We start from the raw sequence: 19,695 nt of genomic DNA, 5'->3' as shown, positions 1-19,695 counted from the left end.
CTCCCTTCTTTTTTCTGATATTCAAGGTATACAACAATGGCAAAGGGTAAGTTCGAACGCACCAAGCCGCACGTCAACGTCGGCACCATCGGTCACGTCGACCACGGCAAGACCACGCTGACCGCCGCACTGACCAAGATCGGTGCCGAGCGCTTCGGTGGCGAGTTCAAGGATTACTCCGCGATCGACGCCGCGCCGGAAGAAAAGGCACGTGGCATCACGATCTCGACCGCGCACGTCGAATACGAATCCCCGACCCGTCACTACGCCCACGTTGACTGCCCGGGCCACGCTGACTACGTCAAGAACATGATCACCGGTGCTGCCCAGATGGACGGCGCGATTCTGGTGTGCTCGGCCGCTGACGGCCCGATGCCGCAGACCCGCGAACACATCCTGCTGTCGCGTCAGGTCGGCGTGCCGTACATCGTGGTCTTCCTGAACAAGGCTGACATGGTCGACGACGCCGAGCTGCTCGAGCTGGTCGAAATGGAAGTGCGTGAACTGCTGAGCAAGTACGACTTCCCGGGCGACGACACCCCGATCATCTCCGGTTCGGCCCGTCTGGCGCTGGAAGGCGACCAGAGCGACATCGGCGTGCCGGCCGTGATCAAGCTGGTTGAAGCGCTGGATTCCTGGATTCCGGAACCGGAACGCGACATCGACAAGCCGTTCCTGATGCCGGTGGAAGACGTGTTCTCGATCTCGGGCCGCGGCACCGTGGTGACCGGTCGTATCGAGCGCGGCATCATCAAGGTCGGCGACGAAATCGAAATCGTCGGTATCCGTCCGGTCCAGAAGACCACCGTCACCGGCGTGGAAATGTTCCGCAAGCTGCTGGACCAGGGTCAGGCAGGTGACAACGCCGGTCTGCTGCTGCGCGGCACCAAGCGTGACGACGTCGAGCGTGGCCAGGTGCTGTCCAAGCCGGGTTCGATCAAGCCGCACACCAAGTTCGACGCCGAAGTGTACGTGCTGTCGAAGGACGAAGGCGGCCGTCACACCCCGTTCTTCAAGGGCTACCGCCCGCAGTTCTACTTCCGTACCACCGACATCACCGGTGCGGTTGAGCTGCCGGAAGGCGTGGAAATGGTCATGCCGGGCGACAACATCAAGATGGTCGTCACCCTGATCAACCCGGTCGCCATGGACTCGGGCCTGCGCTTCGCCATCCGCGAAGGCGGCCGTACCGTCGGTGCCGGCGTGGTCTCGAACATCCTCGAGTAACCTGCTAGAATCTGCGCCCCGATGTTGCCTGGGTAGGGCATCGGGGCGTACTAAAATGGGAAAAGAGGCGCAGGACGCTCCTCGTGTTCCCCGGACCAGGAAGGGTCGTGCCATTCAGGCAGTGTCAACAGGCGACTGTTGACGGCCGCTTTGTATGCGCGCTATACTTTTTCGTCTGGGCAGATCGAGCAATCGGTCTGCCTCGGCTTTTGAGGTCTACGGAAAGATCTTGGCGTCGCGCGGGACTGTGCGACGTTCGCATTCAGGATATTCATGGGACAAGGCAACCCAGAGGCCTTGTCTGTCGCTCTTTTAACGAAGGAACCACCGTCATGGCGGACCAAAAGATCCGTATCCGGCTGAAGGCATTCGATCATCGTCTGATCGACCGCTCGGCCAGCGAGATCGTAGAAACGGCCAAGCGGACCGGCGCGCAAGTGCGTGGCCCGATCCCGCTGCCGACCAAGATCGAGCGTTACACCATCCTCGTCTCCCCGCACGTCGACAAGGACGCGCGTGACCAGTACGAGACCCGCACGCACAAGCGCGTGCTCGATATCGTTGACCCGAACGACAAGACCGTGGACGCGCTGATGAAGCTCGAACTGGCTGCCGGCGTCGACGTTCAGATCAAGCTGACCTGAGGACTACGACCATGACGAAGAAGTATTCGTTGGGCTTCGTGGGCCGCAAGGCTGGCATGAGCCGCGTTTTCACCGATGATGGCCGCGCCATCCCGGTGACCTTGATTGAAGCCACCCCGAACCGCATCGCGCAGATCAAGACCGTCGAAGCTGACGGCTACAGCGCCGTGCAGGTGACCGTCGGCGCGCGTCGCGCTGCCCTGGTCAACAAGCCGGAAGCCGGCCACTTCGCCAAGGCGAAGGTGGAAGCCGGTCGCGGCCTGTGGGAATTCCGCGTTGAAGACGCGCAGCTCGGCGATTTCGCCGTTGGCGGCGAAGTCAAGGCGGACATCTTCGAAGTTGGCCAGAAGGTCGACGTCCAGGGTGTCACCAAGGGTAAGGGTTTCCAGGGCACCATCAAGCGCCACAACTTCCGTATGGGCGATGCAACCCACGGTAACTCGCTGTCGCATCGCGCGCCGGGTTCGCTGGGTCAGCGCCAGACCCCGGGTCGTGTTTTCCCGGGCAAGAAGATGTCGGGCCATATGGGTGCCGTGCAGCAGAGCACGCAGAACCTGGAAGTGGTCAAGGTCGACGTCGAGCGCGGTCTGATCGCGATTCGTGGTGCCGTTCCGGGCGCTGCGGGTGGTGACGTGATCGTCCGTCCGGCGAGCAAGGCATAAGGAGAGATGACGATGGAACTCGTTATCACGGGTAGCAACAACAAGGTCTCGGTCTCCGAAGCCGTGTTCGGTCGCGATTTCAGCGAAGATCTGGTTCACCAGGTCGTCGTTGCTTACCGCAACGCCGGTCGCGCCGGTACCAAGGCACAGAAGACTCGCTCCGAAGTGGCTGGCACCACCAAGAAGTCGAAGAAGCAGAAGGGCGGCGGTGCGCGTCATGGCGCGCTGACGGCTCCGATCTTCGTCGGCGGTGGCGTCACCTTCGCGGCCAAGCCGCGCAGCTTCGAGCAGAAGGTCAACCGCAAGCAGTACCGTGCCGCCATGTGCGCGATCCTGTCCGAGCTGAACCGTCAGGGCCGTCTGACCATCGTGGAGTCCTTCGACGTCGAAGCGACCAGCACGAAGGGTCTGATCGCCAAGCTGGCCGGCCTGGAAGTGGGCAAGCGCCCGCTGATCGTCACCGAGGACGCATCGGAGCACCTGTACCTGTCGGCGCGCAACGTTCCCTACGTGGAAGTGCGTGACGTGCAGGGTCTGGATCCGGTCTCCCTGGTCGGTGCCGACACGGTCGTCATCACCGCTGACGCGGTCAAGAAGGTCGAGGAGTGGCTGGCATGAACAGCAACGAAAAAATCTTCAGCGTGCTGCGTGCCCCGCGTGTCTCGGAAAAGACCGCGCGTCTGCAGGAAGTCTCCAACCAGTATGTCTTTGAAGTGTCGAACGAAGCGACCAAGGCCGATGTGAAGGCCGCGGTGGAACAGCTGTTCGCAGTCAAGGTCGAGTCGGTCAACGTGCTGAACGTGAAGGGCAAGAACAAGTCCTTCCGTAACCGCAACGGCCGTCGCGGCGATTGGCGCAAGGCATACGTGCGTCTCGCCGATGGCCAGTCCATCGATGTAACGGCCAAGGCCTGAGGTACATCCCATGCCATTGATGAAATTCAAGCCCACCTCCGCAGGCCGTCGTTCGGCCGTGCGCGTGGTCACGCCCGATCTGCACAAGGGCGCACCGCACGCAGCGTTGCTGGAGCCGCAGAGCAAGTCCGGTGGTCGTAACCACCACGGCCGCATCACCACCCGTCACGTCGGCGGTGGTCACAAGCAGCACTACCGTGTCATCGACTTCAAGCGCAACAAGGAAGGCATTCCGGCGCGCGTGGAACGCATCGAATACGATCCGAACCGCACCGCCCATATCGCCCTGCTGTGCTACGTCGACGGCGAGCGTCGCTACATCATCGCACCGAAGGGCCTGAAGGCCGGTGACCAGGTGATCGCAGGTTCGGACGCGCCGATCAAGACCGGCAACACCCTGCCGCTGCGCAACATCCCGGTTGGTACCACTGTCCACGGCATCGAACTGAAGCCGGGCAAGGGTGCCCAGATCGCTCGTGCCGCCGGCGCTGCCGTGCAGCTCGTCGCTCGTGAAGGCATCTACGCCACCCTGCGCCTGCGCTCGGGTGAAATGCGCAAGGTGCCGGTCGAGTGCCGCGCCACCATCGGTGAAGTCGGTAACGACGAGCACAACCTGGAAAAGCTGGGCAAGGCTGGCGCCAAGCGCTGGCGCGGTGTCCGCCCGACCGTTCGTGGTGCTGCCATGAACCCGGTTGACCACCCGCACGGTGGTGGTGAGGCGAAGGCCGGCCAGGGTAATCCGCATCCGGTCACCCCGTGGGGTGTTCCGACCAAGGGTTACAAGACGCGCAAGAACAAGCGCACCCAGCAGTTCATCGTCCGCGATCGTAGGGGCTAATCGACCATGGCACGTTCACTCAAGAAAGGCCCGTTCGTCGATCACCACCTCGTCAAGAAGGTGGAGGCCGCTGCGGGTAGCAAGAAGCCGATCAAAACCTGGTCGCGCCGTTCGATGATCCTGCCGGAAATGGTAGGCATCACCATCGCCGTTCATAACGGCAAGGCCCACGTTCCGGTGCTCGTCAACGAGAACATGGTCGGTCACAAGCTCGGCGAATTTGCCATCACCCGGACCTTCAAGGGTCATGGTGCTGACAAGAAGTCGGGCAAGTAAGGAGAGATGACAATGGAAGCGAAAGCAATCCTGCGCACTGCGCGCATCTCCCCGCAGAAGGCTCGTCTGGTCGCTGACCAGGTGCGCGGTCTGCCGGCCGAGCGTGCGGTCAACCTGCTGAAGTTCTCGGACAAGAAGGCTGCCCACCTGATCAAGAAGGTGGTGGAGTCGGCTATTGCCAATGCCGAGAACAACCAGGGCGCCGACGTCGACGAGCTGAAGGTTCAGACCATCATGGTTGATGAAGGTCCGACCCTGAAGCGTTTCATGGCGCGGGCGAAAGGCCGCGGTACCCGCATCCTCAAGCGCACCAGCCACATCACTGTGGTTGTGGGCGCCGGCAAGTAAGCGGAAAGGAAAAAACCATGGGTCATAAAGTTCATCCGATTGGTATCCGCCTCGGCATTTCCAAGGACTGGAACTCCAAGTGGTACGCCAACAAGGCCGAGTTTGCCGGTTACCTGGCAGCCGACCTGAAGGTGCGGGACATGCTGCGCAAGAAGCTCGCGCAGGCCGGCATCAGCAAGATCCTGATCGAGCGTCCGGCAAAGACCGCTCGCGTGACGATCCACACCGCCCGTCCGGGCGTGGTGATCGGCAAGCGCGGTGAGGACATCGAGAAGCTGCGCAAGGAAGTGAGCGACATGATGGGCGTCCCGGCGCACATCAACGTCACCGAAGTGCGCAAGCCCGAGCTGGACGCACAGCTGGTTGCCGAGTCGATCGCGCAGCAGCTGGAGCGTCGCATCATGTTCCGCCGTGCAATGAAGCGCTCGGTCGGCAACGCGATGCGCCTCGGTGCCCTGGGCATCAAGGTCAACGTCGGTGGCCGTCTGAATGGCGCAGAAATCGCCCGTTCGGAGTGGTACCGCGAAGGCCGCGTGCCGCTGCACACGCTGCGTGCCGACATCGACTATGGCTTCGCTGAAGCCAAGACGACCTACGGCATCATCGGCATCAAGGTCTGGATCTACAAGGGCGAGGTCTTCGATTTCTCCCAGGTTGGCCAGGAAAAGCAGGACGACACCCCGTCGCGCAACGATCGTAACGATCGCGGCGACCGCGGTGACCGTCAGCGCCCGGCTCGTGAAGCGAGGTAACGGCAATGTTGCAACCCAAGCGAACCAAATACCGCAAGGTACACAAGGGCCGTAATGATGGCCTGAGCTGGAGCGCCAACGCTGTCAGCTTCGGCGAATACGGCCTCAAGGCAACCGCCCACGGTCAGCTGACCGCGCGTCAGATCGAAGCGGCTCGCCGTTCGATCAGCCGCTACGTCAAGCGCGGTGGCAAGATGTGGATCCGTGTGTTCCCCGACAAGCCGATCACCAAGAAGCCCATCGAAGTCCGAATGGGTTCTGGTAAGGGCAACGTGGAATACTGGGTGGCCCAGATCCAGCCCGGCCGCATGATCTATGAAATTGAAGGCGTTGGCGAAGACGTGGCACGTGAGGCGTTCCGCCTGGCTGCCGCCAAGCTTTCCGTGACCACTACTTTCGTGACCCGGACGGTGCGCTGATGGACATCAAACAACTTCGCGAAAAGTCGGCTGACGAACTGAGCGCCCACCTGACCGATCTGCGTAAGGAGCAGTTCTCGCTCCGCATGCAGCAGGTCACCGGGCAGCTGCCGAAGACTCACGAAACCCGCCGGGTCCGCCGCGAGATTGCTCGCGTCAAGACCCTGCTCGGCAGCAAGAAGTAAGGACGGCCGCTATGAGCGATAACAACGAAAAGACGCTGCGCACGGTCGAAGGCCGTGTCGTCAGCAACAAGATGGACAAGACGGTCACCGTGTTGGTGGAGCGCCAGGTCAAGCACGCCCTGTACGGCAAGTACATCAAGCGCTCGACCAAGCTGCACGCTCACGATGCCGACAACGCCTGCAATGAAGGCGACGTCGTGCGCGTGACCGAGATTGCTCCGATGTCCAAGACCAAGAACTGGCGCGTGGTGGAAGTCATCACGCGTGCGGCTCAATAAGGAGATCTGAATCATGATCCAGATGCAGAGCTACCTTGACGTCGCGGACAACTCCGGTGCCAAGGAACTGATGTGCATCAAGGTGCTGGGTGGTTCCAAGCGCCGTTACGCGCACATCGGTGACATCATCAAGGTCACCGTGAAGGATGCGATCCCGCGCGGCAAGGTCAAGAAGGGTGAAGTGTATGACGCCGTCGTGGTGCGTACCCGCAAGGGTGTGCGTCGCGCCGACGGCTCGCTGATCCGTTTCGACGGCAACGCCGCGGTCCTGCTCAACAACAAGCAAGAGCCGATCGGCACCCGCATCTTCGGGCCGGTGACCCGTGAACTTCGTTCCGAGAAGTTCATGAAGATCGTCTCGCTCGCTCCCGAAGTGCTGTGAGCGACAGGAGATAATCATGGCTAACCGTATCAAGAAGGGCGACCAGGTCGTCGTCAACACCGGCAAGGACAAGGGCAAGCAGGGCGAAGTCGTCCGCGTCGACGGCGATCGTGTGATCGTCGCCAACGTGAACATCGTCAAGCGCCACACCAAGCCGAACCCGCAGGCAGGCGTTGCCGGCGGCGTGGTCGAGCGTGAAGCGTCGATCCATATCTCCAACGTGAATGTGCTGAACCCGGCTTCGGGCAAGGGCGAACGCGTTGGCTTCAAGGTGCTGGAGGATGGACGCAAACTGCGTGTGTTCCGCTCCAGCGGTGAGGCGCTCGACGCCTGAGGAATGAGAAGATGACTTCCCGTCTCGAAAAGTTCTACAAGGACGAAGTGGTGCCGGCGCTGATGAAGCAGTTCGGCTACACCAATCCGATGCAGGTCCCGAAGCTGGTCAAGGTCACCCTGAACATGGGTGTCGGCGAAGCGGCGACCAACAAGAAGATCCTGGAAAATGCCGTTGCTGACATGTCCAAGATCTCCGGCCAGAAGCCGGTCGTGACCAAGTCCCGTATTTCGGTGGCTTCGTTCAAGATCCGTGATGGTTGGCCGATTGGCTGCAAGACCACGCTGCGTCGTGCCAAGATGTATGAGTTCCTGGATCGCCTGATCAACATCTCGCTGCCGCGCGTGCGCGACTTCCGTGGTGTTTCCGGTCGTTCCTTCGACGGTCGCGGCAACTTCAACATGGGTGTGAAGGAACAGATCATCTTCCCGGAAATCGACTTCGACGCCGTCGACGCGATCCGCGGTATGGATATCGCCATCACCACCACCGCCAAGACCGACGCGGAAGCGAAGGCGCTGCTCGCAGCGTTCAAGTTCCCGTTCCGTAACTGATACGTCGAGGATATCGAAATGGCTAAGACCTCCATGGTCAACCGCGATCTGAAGCGTGCCAAGCTCGCTGCCAAGTACGCCGGCAAGCGCGAAGAGCTGAAGAAGATCATCTCCAGCCCGACCGCTTCGTACGACGAAAAGGCAGAAGCCGTGATCAAGTTGCAGAAGCTGCCGCGCGATTCGTCGCCGAGCCGCCACCGCAACCGTTGCGAGCTGTCGGGCCGTCCGCGTGGCGTGTACAGCAAGTTCGGCCTGGGCCGCAACAAGCTGCGCGAAGCCACCATGCGCGGCGACGTGCCGGGCCTGCGCAAGGCAAGCTGGTAACAGGGGAGCAATCCCTGGACGGGAGATGAATCCATTCAGGTTCATCTCCTCCCGAAAGGGCCCGACGCAAGTCGGGCTCTTTTTGTCGTATACTCCCGCTTCTGTCCCGTCCTGCGGGGTGGGGTGTGTGTAAAAGGGGCCTGGCCCATCCCAGGACTACAAGCAAGATTTTCGCGAAAGCGGATATCGGTGCACTCAAAGGGTTTGACTAATGAGCATGACTGATCCCATCGCCGACCTGCTGGTACGCATCAAGAATGCGGCCGCGGTTGGCAAGCAGACGGTGAAGGCACCGTCCTCCAAGATCAAGGTTGCAATCGCAGAAGTGCTGAAGGCCGAGGGCTACATCACCGACCTGCGCGTGACCAAGACCGAAAACAACAAGGCCGAACTCGAAATCGTCCTGAAGTATTTCGAAGGCAAGCCGGTCATCGCGACCCTGAAGCGCTTCTCGCGTTCGGGCCTGCGCCAGTACCGCGGCAAGGCTGAACTGCCGAAGGTCCTGAACGGCCTGGGTATTGCCATCATTTCCACCTCCAAGGGCATCATGACTGATGCGCAGGCGCGCCAGCTGGGCGTCGGCGGCGAAGTCCTGTGCTTCGTGGCCTAAGGCGAGAAGGAGTCCACTATGTCCCGCGTAGCCAAGAAGCCGGTCAACCTGCCCAAGGGCGTTGAACTGAACATCCAGCCGGAATCCGTCAGCGTGAAGGGCCCGAAGGGCACCCTGTCGCTGCCGAAGGTCGCCGGCGTTGAAATCACCGTTGAAGACGGCGTTGCCACCCTGGCCGCCAATGATGCAAGCCTGGTCGCACTGACCGGCACCGTGCGCGCCATCCTGGCCAACATGGTCAAGGGCGTGAGCGAAGGTTTCGAGCGCAAGCTTGAACTGGTCGGCGTGGGTTACCGCGCTGCCATGCAGGGCAAGGACCTGAACCTGTCGCTCGGTTTCTCGCACCCGGTCGTGTTCGTCGCACCGGAAGGCATCACCATCACCACCCCGACCCAGACCGAAATTCTGGTCCACGGCGCTGACAAGCAGCAGGTTGGTGAAGTGGCTGCCAAGATCCGTGGCTACCGTCCGCCGGAGCCCTACAAGGGCAAGGGTGTGAAGTACGCCGGCGAAGTCATCATTCGTAAGGAAGCCAAGAAGGCGTAAGGCGTTTCCCGCCAGCCCTTCAGCTTTCAAGGACCAAGATCATGAACAAGAACATCGCTCGTCTGCGTCGCGCCAAGTCGACCCGTGCACACATCCGCGAACTGGGCGTGCCGCGTCTGTCGGTGCTGCGCACCGGTCAGCACCTGTACGCACAGGTCTTCACCGCCGACGGCTCCAAGGTGCTGGCTGCGGCCAACACCACCCAGGCCGACGTCAAGGAAGGCCTGAAGAACGGCAAGAACAGCGACGCCGCCGCCAAGGTGGGCAAGCTGGTCGCCGAGCGCGCCAAGGCTGCGGGCATCGATAAGGTCGCTTTCGACCGCTCGGGCTACCGCTACCACGGCCGCATCAAGGCTCTGGCCGACGCAGCCCGCGAAGGCGGCCTGCAGTTCTAAGGGATAAGGAAGCGGGGCCTGGCCCCGCTTCCGCCTGCCTGCCGGCACGGGCTGTGCCGGGCGACGTCCTTCTTCTGCAGGGGCGCTCGATCCACCGCTTCACTTCACAGCTATAAGCGGCCCCGAGCCGTACATACCCAATCAATCAAGGAATCAACATGGCAGAAGAACGTCAGCAGCGGGGTCGCGATCGCGACCGTAACCGCGAAGAGAAAGTCGACGACGGCATGATCGAAAAGCTGGTCGCGGTCAACCGCGTCAGCAAGACCGTCAAGGGTGGCCGTCAGTTCACCTTCACCGCCCTGACCGTGGTCGGCGACGGCGAAGGCAAGGTCGGTTTTGGTTATGGCAAGGCCCGCGAAGTGCCGGTCGCCATCCAGAAGTCGATGGAACAGGCCCGCAAGAACCTGGCCACCGTCGATCTGAACAACGGCACCCTGTGGCACCCGGTCAAGGCCGGCCACGGCGCAGCCCGCGTGTTCATGATGCCGGCTTCGGAAGGTACCGGTGTGATCGCCGGCGGTGCCATGCGCGCCGTGCTGGAAGCCGTTGGCGTGAAGAACGTGCTGGCCAAGGCCGTCGGTTCGCGTAACCCGATCAACCTGGTTCGCGCCACGCTGAAGGGTCTGACCGACATGCAGTCGCCGGCCCGCATCGCGGCCAAGCGCGGCAAGAAGGTGGAGGAACTCAACCATGGCTGATGCGTCCAACAAGACCGTGAAGGTCCGTCTGGTAGGTGGCCTGCGCGGCACCCAGTCCAAGCACCGCCTGTCGGTGCGCGCCCTGGGCCTGAACAAGCTGAACGACGTGCGTGAGCTGAAAGACAGCCCGCAGGTTCGTGGCCTGATCAACAAGGTCCAGTACCTCGTCAAGGTTGAGGAATAATCCAATGACCATGCGTCTCAATGATCTGAGCCCGGCACCGGGCGCCCGCACCGAACGCACCCGCGTCGGTCGCGGTATCGGTTCGGGCCTGGGCAAGACTGCCGGCCGCGGCCACAAGGGTTCGTTCGCCCGTAAGGGTGGCGGCAAGATCAAGGCTGGCTTCGAAGGCGGCCAGACCCCCATGCAGCGTCGTCTGCCGAAGATCGGCTTCCGTTCGCCGATCGCCAAGGACACCGCTGAAGTGCTGCTGTATCAGCTGGATCGTCTGGAAGCCGGTGAGATCGACTTCGCCGCGCTGCGCGCCGCCAAGCTGGTGCCGAGCACCGCCAAGAAGGCCAAGATCGTCGTCAAGGGCGAAGTGACCAAGGCGTTCACCCTGAAGGGTGTTGCTGCAACGGCCGGTGCCAAGGCCGCGATCGAAGCTGCCGGCGGCAGCGTACAGGAGTAAGACATGGCGCAAGCTGGCATTGGTAACCTCGGCGGCGGGCTCGGCAAGTTCACGGAACTTCGCCAGCGTCTGCTGTTCGTCCTCGGGGCATTGATCGTCTACCGCATCGGCTGTTATGTGCCGGTGCCGGGCGTCAATCCCGATGCCATGCTTGCGCTCATGCAGGCGCAGGGCGGCGGTATCGTGGACATGTTCAACATGTTCTCGGGCGGCGCCCTGCACCGTTTCAGCATTTTCGCGCTGAACGTGATGCCGTACATCTCGGCATCGATCGTGATGCAGCTGGCCGTCCACATCTTCCCGGCGCTGAAGGCGCTGCAGAAGGAAGGTGAATCCGGTCGCCGCAAGATCACCCAGTATTCCCGCATCGGCGCCGTGCTTCTGGCGGTGGTGCAGGGCGGCAGCATCGCGCTGGCGCTGCAGAACCAGCTGTCCCCGACCGGCGCGCCGGTTGTGTATGCCCCGGGCATGGGCTTCGTGCTGACCGCCGTGGTCGCGCTGACCGCCGGCACCATCTTCCTGATGTGGGTGGGCGAGCAGGTCACCGAGCGCGGCATCGGCAACGGTGTGTCGCTGATCATCTTCGCCGGTATCGTGGCCGGTCTGCCGGGTGCGGTCATCCACACCTTCGACGCTTACCGCGACGGCAACATCCAGTTCATCCAGCTGCTGCTGATCGCGCTGGTGGTGCTGGTCTTCACCTTCTTCGTGGTGTTCGTCGAGCGCGGCCAGCGCCGCATCACGGTGAACTACGCGCGCCGCCAGGGTGGCCGCAACGCGTACATGAACCAGACCTCGTTCCTGCCGCTGAAGCTGAACATGGCGGGCGTGATCCCGGCCATCTTCGCCTCCAGCATCCTGGCGTTCCCGACCACCCTGGCCATGTGGTCCGGCCAGGCCAGCTCGGCAACCTGGCTGCAGAAGCTCGCCAACGCCCTGGGCCCGGCCGAGCCGCTGCACATGATCGTGTTCGCCGTGCTGATCACCGGTTTCGCGTTCTTCTATACCGCGCTGGTGTTCAACTCGCAGGAAACCGCCGACAACCTGAAGAAGTCGGGCGCGCTGATTCCGGGCATCCGTCCGGGCAAGGCGACCGCCGACTACATCGACGGCGTGCTGACCCGCCTGACCGCGGCCGGTTCGGCCTACCTGGTCATCGTGTGTCTGCTGCCGGAAATCATGCGCAGCCAGCTGAATGCGTCGTTCTACTTCGGCGGCACCTCGCTGCTGATCGTGGTGGTGGTGGTGATGGACTTCATCGCCCAGATCCAGGCGCACCTGATGTCGCACCAGTACGAAAGCCTGTTGAAGAAGGCCAACCTGAAGGGTGGCAACCGCGGCGGCTTTGCTCGCGGCTGATTCGGCTGTTACACTATCGTCTTCCTGACGTGATGGTCCTCCGCTTCGCGGACCTGGCCACACAAACGAAGGGCGGCCCCCGCAGCGGTTCCGGGTGGGGGTGTGATCGGGTCGTCCCGCGCGGGAGTAGCGCGGGCGGCACCGGGGCAGGGCACGCAAGTGGCTTGTTCCGGGGTCAACCTGGTCCGGCGCCGGAGCCTGGGCACACTCCCTGGGCCGGGTTCATGAAACCTTTCAGGTTTCACGGACTTCCAAGTAAACCGGAACCTTGTTAGTATCGCTAGTTCACTTTTTTGATCCATCCTGCCGGATTGGCGCGCCCTGGGTGCGCTGTCGGCCATCACTCAGCTGGAGAACCGCGTCATGGCGCGTATTGCAGGCGTCAACCTGCCAGCCCAGAAGCACGTCTGGGTCGGGTTGCAAAGCATTTACGGCATCGGCCGTACCCGTTCGAAGAAGGTCTGCGAAGCCGCAGGCGTTACTTCGACCACCAAGATCCGCGATCTGTCGGAGCCGGAAATCGAGCGTCTGCGCTCGGAAGTGGCGAAGTACATCGTGGAAGGCGATCTGCGCCGTGAAATCGGTATCGCGATCAAGCGCCTGATGGACCTGGGCTGCTACCGCGGTCTGCGTCACCGTCGTGGCCTGCCGCTCCGCGGTCAGCGCACCCGTACCAACGCCCGCACCCGCAAGGGTCCGCGCAAGGCGATCAAGAAGTAAGGGACCTGAGAAATGGCTAAGCCCGTCGCTAAGACCAAGAAGAAGATCAAGCGCGTCGTCACTGACGGCGTTGCCCACGTCCACGCTTCTTTCAACAACACCATCGTGACCATCACCGACCGTCAGGGCAACGCTCTGTCGTGGGCGACCTCCGGTGGCGCTGGCTTCCGCGGTTCGCGTAAGTCCACCCCGTTCGCTGCCCAGGTGGCTGCCGAGAAGGCCGGCCGTGCCGCGCTCGACTACGGCGTCAAGTCCCTGGAAGTCCGCATCAAGGGCCCGGGTCCGGGTCGTGAGTCGGCCGTGCGCTCGCTGAACAACGTGGGCTACAAGATCACCAACATCATCGACGTGACGCCAATCCCGCACAACGGGTGCCGTCCGCCGAAGAAGCGTCGCGTCTAAAGGAGCGATAAGAAATGGCTCGTTATATCGGTCCTACCTGTAAGCTCGCCCGCCGCGAAGGCGCCGACCTTTCCCTCAAGAGCCCGGCCCGTGCGCTGGACTCCAAGTGCAAGCTGGAGCAGAAGCCCGGCCAGCACGGCGCGACCGCCCGCAAGGGCAAGCTGTCCGACTACGCCACCCAGCTGCGTGAAAAGCAGAAGGTCAAGCGTATCTACGGCCTGCTGGAGCGTCAGTTCCGCAACTACTACAAGAAGGCCTCGACCAAGAAGGGCAACACCGGCGAGAACCTGCTGCAGCTGCTGGAAACCCGTCTGGACAACGTCGTCTACCGCATGGGCTTCGCTGTGACCCGTCCGGCTGCCCGTCAGCTGGTCTCGCACCGCGGCGTCACCGTGAACGGCAAGTCGGTGAACCTGGCTTCGTACCAGGTCAAGGCCGGCGACGCTGTCGCCCTGTCGGAAAAGGCGGCCAAGCAGCTGCGCGTGCAGGAAGCCCTGACCGTGTCCAGCTCGCACGACCTGCGTCCGTCGTGGATTGAAGTCGATGCGGCCAAGTTCGCCGGCATCTTCAAGGCCGTTCCGGATCGTTCGGACCTGCCTGCGGATATCAACGAAGCGCTGATCGTCGAGTTGTATTCGAAGTAATTCACATTGGAGAACCCCCGGCGACGGCCGGGGTGTTCACTAGGAGAACCCGCAAACATGACGGTTACCGCCAACCAGGTTCTGCGTCCTCGCGGTCCGCAGATCGAACGCCTTACCGACACCCGCGCCAAGGTCGTCATCGAACCCTTGGAGCGTGGTTACGGGCATACGCTGGGCAACGCCCTGCGTCGCGTGCTGCTGTCGTCCATTCCGGGCTTCGCCATCACGGAAGTTGAAATCGACGGCGTGCTGCACGAGTACACCACGCTGGAAGGTCTGCAGGAAGATGTGCTTGAAGTCCTGCTCAACCTGAAGGACGTGGCCATCCGCATGCACACCGGCGACAGCGCCACGCTGTCCCTGTCCAAGCAGGGTCCGGGTGTCGTCACTGCGGCCGACATCAAGGTCGACCACAACGTCGAAATCCTGAATGCCGACCACGTGATCTGCCACCTGACCAAGGACACGGCGATCAACATGCGTCTGAAGGTCGAGCGCGGCTTCGGCTACCAGCCGGCAGCTGCTCGTCGTCGTCCGGACGAAGAAACCCGTGCGATCGGCCGTCTGGTCCTGGACGCTTCGTTCTCCCCGGTCCGCCGCGTGGCGTACTCGGTGGAAGCGGCGCGTGTGGAACAGCGCACCGACCTGGACAAGCTGGTCCTGGACATCGAAACCAACGGCACGATCGACGCCGAGGAAGCCGTGCGCACCGCCGCCGACATCCTGAGCGATCAGCTGTCGGTGTTCGGTGACTTCACCCACCGCGACCGCGGTGCGGCCAAGCCGGCCAACAACGGCGTGGATCCGGTGCTGCTGCGCCCGATCGACGACCTGGAACTGACCGTGCGTTCGGCGAACTGCCTGAAGGCCGAAAGCATCTACTACATCGGCGATCTGATCCAGAAGACCGAAGTGGAGCTGCTGAAGACCCCGAACCTGGGCAAGAAGTCGCTGACCGAGATCAAGGAAGTGCTGGCACAGCGCGGCCTTTCGCTCGGCATGAAGCTGGAAAACTGGCCGCCGGCCGGTGTTGCCCAGCACGGCATGCTCGGCTGATCCAGCGCAACAGTTTTACCCCGCACCTTCGGGTGCGGGGGCTTTACCGCAGTACCTCGCACCGACAGGCGCACAGCCTGCGGTGACGGTCGGCCAGGAGGGCCGGCACCGGACCAACCGCAGTCCAAGCAACAACGCCGGGATGGCGACAGCGAACCACAACCGATCCAACATTCTTTAAGGAATTACTCCCATGCGTCACCAGAAATCCGGCCGCAAGTTCAGCCGCACCAGTGCCCACCGCGAAGCGATGTTCAAGAACATGGCTGCCTCGCTGTTCAAGCACGAACTGATCAAGACCACCCTGCCGAAGGCCAAGGAACTGCGCCGCGTTGCCGAGCCGCTGATCACCCTGGCCAAGGTTGACTCGGTCGCCAACCGCCGTCTGGCCTTCGCCCGTCTGCGCGACAACGAAGCCGTGGGCAACCTGTTCACCATCCTGGGCCCGCGCTACGCGACCCGTCCGGGCGGCTACCTGCGTCTGCTGAAGTGCGGCTTCCGCGCCGGCGACAACGCCCCGATGGCCTACGTCGAACTGGTCGACCGCCCGGCCGTTGCTGAAGCCGTCGAAGGCTGAGTCTTCGGGCTTTACCAAGATTCACTGAGAAACCCGGCCTTGCGCCGGGTTTTTCATTTCTGGCGCGTGAAGCAGTGAGAAGTCACTGTCCACTGCCTGGTCCCGCCCGATGGGGGTTTGCGGGGGACGCTGCAAGTACGTCCATGTAAGCTCAGTCGCCGCATCCATGCGGCTCATGCCCCCTCAAACCCCCCTCGGACGTGACCTCGACACTGGGTCGGTACTCACAGGGCCCATCGGCCGGGCATGGAAGGCCGCAACCTGAAGTACGCCACGCACGCGCGGCGCGTCTCCGCTCCTGTAGAGCCGGGCTTGCCCGGCTGCTCCCGCTCTTGCTTCTGCCTTGGCCCTCCCATCCGTGGCCAGCCATCCTTCGAGGTGGGGCTGAGGTATCCCCTGGAGGGACAGTCCACGGCATGGATGCCGTGGAGTAGCCTACATGGACGTACTTGCGGCGTGTCCCGGAACGGGGGTGCCTCAGCCCCGCCCAGCACGTAGAAGTGACCAGCTAACGGCTCTTAGCGCCGACATACGGCAATCCGCCGCAGCCATGACACAACACCACCCTGTTAATCTTGGCATCTGACTTTCACGAGTGTGTTGGCAATGAATCCACTGCGCTGGCCTTACCGCGCCCAGTTCTTCCTGGGGTTCCTGATCTGCGCCGGGCTGCTGGCCTTTGCCATCTTCATGCAGTTGAAGATGGGCCTGGAGCCGTGCCCGTTGTGCATCTTCCAGCGCATCGCGTTCGCCGCGCTCGGCCTGCTGTTCCTGATCGGTGCCCTGCACGGGCCGCGTGACCGGCCCGGGCGCATCACCTATGGCGCGCTGGCCTTCATTGCCGCCGCGGTGGGCATCGGCATTGCCGGGCGCCACGTGTACGTGCAGATGCTGCCGCAGGACCTGGGCTCCAGCTGCGGGCCGCCGCTGTCGTTCCTGAGCGAGACCATGGGGCCGTTCGAGGTGTTCCGCACCGTGCTGACCGGCACCGGTAACTGCGGCAACATCGACTGGGCCTTCCTGGGGCTTACCATGCCCATGTGGAGCCTGGTCTGGTTCGTGCTGCTGGGCCTGTGGGCGCTGGTGGTGTCGTTCCGCAAGCCGCCACGCCGTTATTGATACTTCTGTACCGCTGACCTGACTGGATATTCCAATGAACGCCTCAACGCCCGCCCAAGCTTCTGCCGCTTTGCCGACCGACTGGTCGCCGGAGAGCTGGCGCAGCCGGCCGGCGCTGCAGATGCCGACCTATCCGGATCCGGTTGCGCTGGATGCGTCACTGCATGAACTGAAGCGGCTGCCGCCGCTGGTGACCTCGTGGGAGATCCTGTCGCTCAAGCGCCAGTTGGCCGAGGCCCAGGAGGGCAAGCGCTTCCTGCTGCAGGGCGGTGACTGCGCCGAGAACTTCAGCGACTGCGAAAGCACCACCATCTCCAACCGGCTCAAGGTGCTGCTGCAGATGAGCCTGGTGCTGGTGCACGGCATGCGCAAGCCGGTGATCCGGGTCGGGCGCTTTGCCGGCCAGTACGCCAAGCCGCGCTCAGCCGACACCGAAACCCGCGACGGCGTCACCTTGCCGAGTTATCGCGGTGATGTGATCAATGCGCCCGAGTTCACCGAAGCCGCGCGACTGCCGGATCCGCGTCGCATGCTGCAGGCGCACGCGCATTCGGCGATGACCATGAACTTCGTGCGCGCGTTGATCGACGGCGGCTTTGCCGACCTGCATCACCCCGAGTACTGGAATCTGGAATGGGTGCGGCACTCGCCGCTGGCCACCGACTACCAGAAGATGGTGTCGTCGATCGGCGACGCCGTGCGCTTCATGGAAACCCTGTCCGGCACCCAGGTGTACAACCTGAACCGGATCGACTTCTACACCTCGCATGAAGCGCTGTTACTGCCTTACGAGCAGGCACTGACCCGGCAGGTGCCGCGTCAACAGGGGTGGTTGAACCTGAGCACGCATTACCCCTGGATCGGCATGCGCACGGCGGCGCTGGACGGCGCACATGTGGAGTACCTGCGTGGGGTGCGCAATCCGATTGCAATCAAGGTCGGGCCGTCGGTGCAGCCGGATCAGCTGCTGCGCCTGATCGATGTGCTGAATCCAGACGACGAACCCGGTCGCCTGAGCTTCATCCATCGCATGGGCGCGGCGCAGATCGCCGAGAAGCTGCCGCCGCTGCTGGATGCGGTGAAGCGTGATGGACGCCGCGTGCTGTGGGTGTGCGATGCGATGCATGGCAATACCGAAAGCACCAGCAATGGCTTCAAGACCCGTCGTTTCGACAATGTGCGCAGTGAGGTGGAGCTGTCCTTCGACCTGCATGCGGCGGCGGGTACGCGGCTGGGCGGCGTGCATCTCGAGCTCACCGGTGAGGATGTCACCGAGTGCACCGGCGGCGCGCGCGAGCTGACCGAGCGCGATCTGGAACGGGCGTACCGGTCGACGGTGGATCCGCGGTTGAACTATGAGCAGTCGCTGGAGATTGCAATGGCGATTGTGCGCAAGCAGTCCGTCTGACACTCCGCGATGACGCGCATGGCGCGTCACTACAGGGACCTTGCGTAGTGACACGCCATGCGTGTCATCGGGGTAATGATCTGCCGTAGAGCCACGCCCTGCGTGGCTTCGCGGTGCCAGACGGAATCGCAGCCGGGCAAGCCCGGCTCTACATAGCGGTCATCGCCGCTCTGGCAGGGTAAGGGGCCTGTCCCCCCCCACAGGAGCGTGCATGCACGTCGACTGGACCCTGGCCGCCGAGTACCTCTGGCCGATCGGCATCGCCCTGATCATCGGCATCACCAGCTGGTGGCTGCTGATGGCACTTACCCGCCGCCTCAAGGGCCGTGACTACCGTCGCGCCCGCATTGCCCGCGTGATCAGCCGTCCACTGGCATTCGCTCTGCCGCTGCTGGTCCTGATTCCCGCGCTGGAAGCGACCCCGTTGCAGGATCGCTGGCTCGACCAGGCGCTGCGTCTGCTGCATATCGGCCTGACCGCCTGCTTCGTCTGGTTTCTGGTGCGCGTGGTTGCGGCTGGCGAACAGGCGATCCTGCGCGAACATCGCATCGATGTGGCCGACAACCTGGCGGCACGCCGCATCCATACCCAGACCCGGGTGCTGAGCCGGGTGCTGATGGGCGCGATCATCCTGGTCGGGGTCTCGATGGTGCTGCTGACCTTCCCGATGGTGCGCCAGATCGGCACCGCGCTGCTGGCGTCGGCGGGCATCATCGGACTGGTCGCCGGCATCGCCGCCAAGCCGGTGTTCGGCAATCTGATCGCCGGCCTGCAGATCGCGCTGACCCAACCGATCCGGCTGGATGACGTGGTGATTGTGGAAGGCGAATGGGGCCGCGTGGAAGAGATCGGCAGCAGCTATGTCGTGGTGCGGGTCTGGGACGAGCGTCGCATGGTGGTACCGCTGACCTGGTTCATCGAAAACCCGTTCCAGAACTGGACCCGGCGCAGCGCCGACCTGTTGGGCACGGCGTTCCTGTGGCTGGATTACCGTGCCCCGATCGGTGCGATCCGCGCCGAGCTGGAACGCATCTGCAAAAGTGAAAAGCTGTGGGATGAGCGCGTCTGCGTCACCCAGGTCACCGAAACCACCGAGCACACCCTGCAGGTGCGCCTGCTGGTCAGCGCCCGCAACTCGGGAGATGCCTTCGATCTGCGCTGCATCGTCCGCGAACGCATGCTCGACTTTCTGGCGCGTGAGCACCCTCAGGCGCTGCCGCGTACCCGTGCTGAACTGTTGGAACAGCCCGACCCGGCGCTGCAGATGGCACGCGGTCGGCCGGCAGGGCACGTGCGCTCGCCGGGTGCAGAGGACGGTGAACCCGCCCTGGAGGCATCCCGGTAGCGCCGGCCGTTGGCCGGCCCTCAGCACCGCCTGGGCCGGCCAAC

31 protein-coding genes are annotated in these 19,695 nt (G+C 63.0%); all 31 read left to right on the top strand.

The window, feature by feature from the left end:
• Positions 1-36: 36 nt before the first annotated feature.
• The 31 genes from tuf (at position 37) to RT551_RS12575 (ending at position 19,651) form a co-directional block, all read left to right on the top strand.
• Entirely contained in the window at positions 37-1,227 is a 1,191-nt protein-coding gene (tuf, locus tag RT551_RS12725; RefSeq protein WP_313459203.1) for an elongation factor Tu, read from the top strand.
• 332 nt (positions 1,228-1,559) lie between these two features.
• The gene (gene rpsJ / locus RT551_RS12720; protein ID WP_010341589.1) at positions 1,560-1,871 is read left to right on the top strand and encodes a 30S ribosomal protein S10; all 312 of its coding nucleotides are present in this window, start codon (positions 1,560-1,562) and stop codon (positions 1,869-1,871) included.
• 11 nt (positions 1,872-1,882) lie between these two features.
• On the top strand, positions 1,883-2,533 hold the full coding sequence (gene rplC, locus RT551_RS12715) for a 50S ribosomal protein L3 (protein WP_125358591.1): 651 nt from the start codon (positions 1,883-1,885) through the stop codon (positions 2,531-2,533).
• A gap of 12 nt (positions 2,534-2,545) precedes the next feature.
• Positions 2,546-3,151 (top strand): 50S ribosomal protein L4, encoded by a 606-nt coding sequence (rplD, locus tag RT551_RS12710; protein ID WP_125358588.1) that lies wholly within the window; start codon positions 2,546-2,548, stop codon positions 3,149-3,151.
• Positions 3,148-3,447, top strand: a complete 300-nt coding sequence (gene rplW / locus RT551_RS12705) for a 50S ribosomal protein L23 (RefSeq protein WP_125358585.1) — start codon at positions 3,148-3,150, stop codon at positions 3,445-3,447. The genes rplD and rplW overlap by 4 nt, the downstream gene beginning before the upstream one ends.
• A 10-nt stretch (positions 3,448-3,457) precedes the next feature.
• A complete protein-coding gene (rplB, locus tag RT551_RS12700; protein WP_125358583.1) occupies positions 3,458-4,285 on the top strand; it encodes a 50S ribosomal protein L2 in 828 nt (275 codons plus the stop codon).
• A gap of 6 nt (positions 4,286-4,291) precedes the next feature.
• Positions 4,292-4,561 carry a 30S ribosomal protein S19 gene (gene rpsS / locus RT551_RS12695; RefSeq protein ID WP_125358580.1) on the top strand — a complete coding sequence of 90 codons (270 nt, stop codon included), beginning with the start codon at positions 4,292-4,294 and terminating at the stop codon, positions 4,559-4,561.
• Positions 4,562-4,573: 12 nt separating this feature from the next.
• On the top strand, positions 4,574-4,909 hold the full coding sequence (gene rplV / locus RT551_RS12690; RefSeq protein WP_080375339.1) for a 50S ribosomal protein L22: 336 nt from the start codon (positions 4,574-4,576) through the stop codon (positions 4,907-4,909).
• Between the two features lie 17 nt (positions 4,910-4,926).
• Positions 4,927-5,661 carry a 30S ribosomal protein S3 gene (rpsC, locus tag RT551_RS12685; RefSeq protein WP_311190294.1) on the top strand — a complete coding sequence of 245 codons (735 nt, stop codon included), beginning with the start codon at positions 4,927-4,929 and terminating at the stop codon, positions 5,659-5,661.
• A gap of 5 nt (positions 5,662-5,666) precedes the next feature.
• Positions 5,667-6,080 carry a 50S ribosomal protein L16 gene (gene rplP / locus RT551_RS12680; RefSeq protein WP_125358574.1) on the top strand — a complete coding sequence of 138 codons (414 nt, stop codon included), beginning with the start codon at positions 5,667-5,669 and terminating at the stop codon, positions 6,078-6,080.
• Positions 6,080-6,265 (top strand): 50S ribosomal protein L29, encoded by a 186-nt coding sequence (gene rpmC, locus RT551_RS12675; RefSeq protein ID WP_313459197.1) that lies wholly within the window; start codon positions 6,080-6,082, stop codon positions 6,263-6,265. Before rplP ends, rpmC begins: the two co-directional genes overlap by 1 nt.
• A gap of 11 nt (positions 6,266-6,276) precedes the next feature.
• Positions 6,277-6,543: a 30S ribosomal protein S17 gene (gene rpsQ / locus RT551_RS12670; RefSeq protein ID WP_282297143.1), complete on the top strand. Its 267-nt coding sequence runs from the start codon at positions 6,277-6,279 to the stop codon at positions 6,541-6,543.
• A 13-nt stretch (positions 6,544-6,556) separates the two neighbouring features.
• On the top strand, positions 6,557-6,925 hold the full coding sequence (gene rplN, locus RT551_RS12665) for a 50S ribosomal protein L14 (protein ID WP_125358566.1): 369 nt from the start codon (positions 6,557-6,559) through the stop codon (positions 6,923-6,925).
• Positions 6,926-6,941: 16 nt separating this feature from the next.
• The gene (rplX, locus tag RT551_RS12660; protein ID WP_017355416.1) at positions 6,942-7,259 is read left to right on the top strand and encodes a 50S ribosomal protein L24; all 318 of its coding nucleotides are present in this window, start codon (positions 6,942-6,944) and stop codon (positions 7,257-7,259) included.
• Positions 7,260-7,270: 11 nt separating this feature from the next.
• Positions 7,271-7,813, top strand: coding sequence for a 50S ribosomal protein L5 (rplE, locus tag RT551_RS12655; protein WP_125358563.1), 543 nt, complete (start codon positions 7,271-7,273; stop codon positions 7,811-7,813).
• A gap of 18 nt (positions 7,814-7,831) precedes the next feature.
• Positions 7,832-8,137, top strand: a complete 306-nt coding sequence (rpsN, locus tag RT551_RS12650) for a 30S ribosomal protein S14 (protein ID WP_313459194.1) — start codon at positions 7,832-7,834, stop codon at positions 8,135-8,137.
• 211 nt (positions 8,138-8,348) lie between these two features.
• On the top strand, positions 8,349-8,747 hold the full coding sequence (gene rpsH / locus RT551_RS12645) for a 30S ribosomal protein S8 (RefSeq protein WP_125358557.1): 399 nt from the start codon (positions 8,349-8,351) through the stop codon (positions 8,745-8,747).
• Positions 8,748-8,765: 18 nt separating this feature from the next.
• Complete coding sequence (gene rplF, locus RT551_RS12640) at positions 8,766-9,293, top strand: 50S ribosomal protein L6 (protein WP_313459191.1); 528 nt, start codon at positions 8,766-8,768, stop codon at positions 9,291-9,293.
• Between the two features lie 41 nt (positions 9,294-9,334).
• Entirely contained in the window at positions 9,335-9,688 is a 354-nt protein-coding gene (rplR, locus tag RT551_RS12635; protein ID WP_313459189.1) for a 50S ribosomal protein L18, read from the top strand.
• 158 nt (positions 9,689-9,846) lie between these two features.
• Positions 9,847-10,389: a 30S ribosomal protein S5 gene (gene rpsE / locus RT551_RS12630; RefSeq protein ID WP_125358551.1), complete on the top strand. Its 543-nt coding sequence runs from the start codon at positions 9,847-9,849 to the stop codon at positions 10,387-10,389.
• On the top strand, positions 10,382-10,573 hold the full coding sequence (gene rpmD, locus RT551_RS12625) for a 50S ribosomal protein L30 (protein ID WP_125358548.1): 192 nt from the start codon (positions 10,382-10,384) through the stop codon (positions 10,571-10,573). Before rpsE ends, rpmD begins: the two co-directional genes overlap by 8 nt.
• A 4-nt stretch (positions 10,574-10,577) precedes the next feature.
• Positions 10,578-11,021 (top strand): 50S ribosomal protein L15, encoded by a 444-nt coding sequence (gene rplO, locus RT551_RS12620; RefSeq protein ID WP_125358545.1) that lies wholly within the window; start codon positions 10,578-10,580, stop codon positions 11,019-11,021.
• Positions 11,022-11,024: 3 nt separating this feature from the next.
• The gene (secY, locus tag RT551_RS12615) at positions 11,025-12,380 is read left to right on the top strand and encodes a preprotein translocase subunit SecY (protein WP_313459185.1); all 1,356 of its coding nucleotides are present in this window, start codon (positions 11,025-11,027) and stop codon (positions 12,378-12,380) included.
• Between the two features lie 363 nt (positions 12,381-12,743).
• On the top strand, positions 12,744-13,100 hold the full coding sequence (rpsM, locus tag RT551_RS12610; RefSeq protein ID WP_313459183.1) for a 30S ribosomal protein S13: 357 nt from the start codon (positions 12,744-12,746) through the stop codon (positions 13,098-13,100).
• Between the two features lie 12 nt (positions 13,101-13,112).
• Entirely contained in the window at positions 13,113-13,502 is a 390-nt protein-coding gene (gene rpsK / locus RT551_RS12605; RefSeq protein WP_017355427.1) for a 30S ribosomal protein S11, read from the top strand.
• 14 nt (positions 13,503-13,516) lie between these two features.
• The gene (rpsD, locus tag RT551_RS12600) at positions 13,517-14,146 is read left to right on the top strand and encodes a 30S ribosomal protein S4 (RefSeq protein ID WP_125358536.1); all 630 of its coding nucleotides are present in this window, start codon (positions 13,517-13,519) and stop codon (positions 14,144-14,146) included.
• Between the two features lie 57 nt (positions 14,147-14,203).
• Positions 14,204-15,202 (top strand): DNA-directed RNA polymerase subunit alpha, encoded by a 999-nt coding sequence (gene rpoA / locus RT551_RS12595; RefSeq protein WP_311190298.1) that lies wholly within the window; start codon positions 14,204-14,206, stop codon positions 15,200-15,202.
• A 193-nt stretch (positions 15,203-15,395) separates the two neighbouring features.
• Positions 15,396-15,779 carry a 50S ribosomal protein L17 gene (gene rplQ, locus RT551_RS12590; RefSeq protein WP_313459179.1) on the top strand — a complete coding sequence of 128 codons (384 nt, stop codon included), beginning with the start codon at positions 15,396-15,398 and terminating at the stop codon, positions 15,777-15,779.
• A 606-nt stretch (positions 15,780-16,385) separates the two neighbouring features.
• A complete protein-coding gene (locus RT551_RS12585) occupies positions 16,386-16,898 on the top strand; it encodes a disulfide bond formation protein B (RefSeq protein WP_313459176.1) in 513 nt (170 codons plus the stop codon).
• A gap of 22 nt (positions 16,899-16,920) precedes the next feature.
• On the top strand, positions 16,921-18,306 hold the full coding sequence (locus RT551_RS12580) for a 3-deoxy-7-phosphoheptulonate synthase class II (RefSeq protein WP_313459243.1): 1,386 nt from the start codon (positions 16,921-16,923) through the stop codon (positions 18,304-18,306).
• Positions 18,307-18,517: 211 nt separating this feature from the next.
• On the top strand, positions 18,518-19,651 hold the full coding sequence (locus tag RT551_RS12575; protein WP_313459173.1) for a mechanosensitive ion channel domain-containing protein: 1,134 nt from the start codon (positions 18,518-18,520) through the stop codon (positions 19,649-19,651).
• Positions 19,652-19,695: the final 44 nt, after the last annotated feature.

Origin of the sequence: Stenotrophomonas sp. (genome assembly GCF_032103445.1) — a bacterium.
In the GTDB taxonomy this organism is placed as follows: Bacteria; Pseudomonadota; Gammaproteobacteria; order Xanthomonadales; family Xanthomonadaceae; genus Stenotrophomonas.
Note: the sequence above shows the minus strand (reverse complement) of the source record. Positions and strands in the feature narration are given on the sequence as shown.

Excerpts from the sequence above, each read along its gene's own strand:
- rplP (WP_125358574.1), top strand. The coding sequence starts at position 5,667 with ATGTTGCAACCCAAGCGAACCAAATACCGCAAGGTACACAAGGGCCGT.
- rpsN (WP_313459194.1), top strand. The coding sequence starts at position 7,832 with ATGGCTAAGACCTCCATGGTCAACCGCGATCTGAAGCGTGCCAAGCTC.
- rplF (WP_313459191.1), top strand. The coding sequence starts at position 8,766 with ATGTCCCGCGTAGCCAAGAAGCCGGTCAACCTGCCCAAGGGCGTTGAA.
- rplC (WP_125358591.1), top strand. The coding sequence starts at position 1,883 with ATGACGAAGAAGTATTCGTTGGGCTTCGTGGGCCGCAAGGCTGGCATG.
- rpoA (WP_311190298.1), top strand. The coding sequence starts at position 14,204 with ATGACGGTTACCGCCAACCAGGTTCTGCGTCCTCGCGGTCCGCAGATC.
- rpmD (WP_125358548.1), top strand. The coding sequence starts at position 10,382 with ATGGCTGATGCGTCCAACAAGACCGTGAAGGTCCGTCTGGTAGGTGGC.
- rpsS (WP_125358580.1), top strand. The coding sequence starts at position 4,292 with ATGGCACGTTCACTCAAGAAAGGCCCGTTCGTCGATCACCACCTCGTC.
- rplE (WP_125358563.1), top strand. The coding sequence starts at position 7,271 with ATGACTTCCCGTCTCGAAAAGTTCTACAAGGACGAAGTGGTGCCGGCG.
- rpsC (WP_311190294.1), top strand. The coding sequence starts at position 4,927 with ATGGGTCATAAAGTTCATCCGATTGGTATCCGCCTCGGCATTTCCAAG.
- rpsK (WP_017355427.1), top strand. The coding sequence starts at position 13,113 with ATGGCTAAGCCCGTCGCTAAGACCAAGAAGAAGATCAAGCGCGTCGTC.
- rplB (WP_125358583.1), top strand. The coding sequence starts at position 3,458 with ATGCCATTGATGAAATTCAAGCCCACCTCCGCAGGCCGTCGTTCGGCC.
- rplD (WP_125358588.1), top strand. The coding sequence starts at position 2,546 with ATGGAACTCGTTATCACGGGTAGCAACAACAAGGTCTCGGTCTCCGAA.
- rpsE (WP_125358551.1), top strand. The coding sequence starts at position 9,847 with ATGGCAGAAGAACGTCAGCAGCGGGGTCGCGATCGCGACCGTAACCGC.
- rpmC (WP_313459197.1), top strand. The coding sequence starts at position 6,080 with ATGGACATCAAACAACTTCGCGAAAAGTCGGCTGACGAACTGAGCGCC.
- rplW (WP_125358585.1), top strand. The coding sequence starts at position 3,148 with ATGAACAGCAACGAAAAAATCTTCAGCGTGCTGCGTGCCCCGCGTGTC.
- RT551_RS12585 (WP_313459176.1), top strand. The coding sequence starts at position 16,386 with ATGAATCCACTGCGCTGGCCTTACCGCGCCCAGTTCTTCCTGGGGTTC.
- rplR (WP_313459189.1), top strand. The coding sequence starts at position 9,335 with ATGAACAAGAACATCGCTCGTCTGCGTCGCGCCAAGTCGACCCGTGCA.
- RT551_RS12575 (WP_313459173.1), top strand. The coding sequence starts at position 18,518 with ATGCACGTCGACTGGACCCTGGCCGCCGAGTACCTCTGGCCGATCGGC.
- rplV (WP_080375339.1), top strand. The coding sequence starts at position 4,574 with ATGGAAGCGAAAGCAATCCTGCGCACTGCGCGCATCTCCCCGCAGAAG.
- rplQ (WP_313459179.1), top strand. The coding sequence starts at position 15,396 with ATGCGTCACCAGAAATCCGGCCGCAAGTTCAGCCGCACCAGTGCCCAC.
- rplO (WP_125358545.1), top strand. The coding sequence starts at position 10,578 with ATGACCATGCGTCTCAATGATCTGAGCCCGGCACCGGGCGCCCGCACC.
- rplN (WP_125358566.1), top strand. The coding sequence starts at position 6,557 with ATGATCCAGATGCAGAGCTACCTTGACGTCGCGGACAACTCCGGTGCC.
- rpsD (WP_125358536.1), top strand. The coding sequence starts at position 13,517 with ATGGCTCGTTATATCGGTCCTACCTGTAAGCTCGCCCGCCGCGAAGGC.
- rplX (WP_017355416.1), top strand. The coding sequence starts at position 6,942 with ATGGCTAACCGTATCAAGAAGGGCGACCAGGTCGTCGTCAACACCGGC.
- secY (WP_313459185.1), top strand. The coding sequence starts at position 11,025 with ATGGCGCAAGCTGGCATTGGTAACCTCGGCGGCGGGCTCGGCAAGTTC.
- rpsH (WP_125358557.1), top strand. The coding sequence starts at position 8,349 with ATGAGCATGACTGATCCCATCGCCGACCTGCTGGTACGCATCAAGAAT.
- tuf (WP_313459203.1), top strand. The coding sequence starts at position 37 with ATGGCAAAGGGTAAGTTCGAACGCACCAAGCCGCACGTCAACGTCGGC.
- rpsQ (WP_282297143.1), top strand. The coding sequence starts at position 6,277 with ATGAGCGATAACAACGAAAAGACGCTGCGCACGGTCGAAGGCCGTGTC.
- rpsM (WP_313459183.1), top strand. The coding sequence starts at position 12,744 with ATGGCGCGTATTGCAGGCGTCAACCTGCCAGCCCAGAAGCACGTCTGG.
- rpsJ (WP_010341589.1), top strand. The coding sequence starts at position 1,560 with ATGGCGGACCAAAAGATCCGTATCCGGCTGAAGGCATTCGATCATCGT.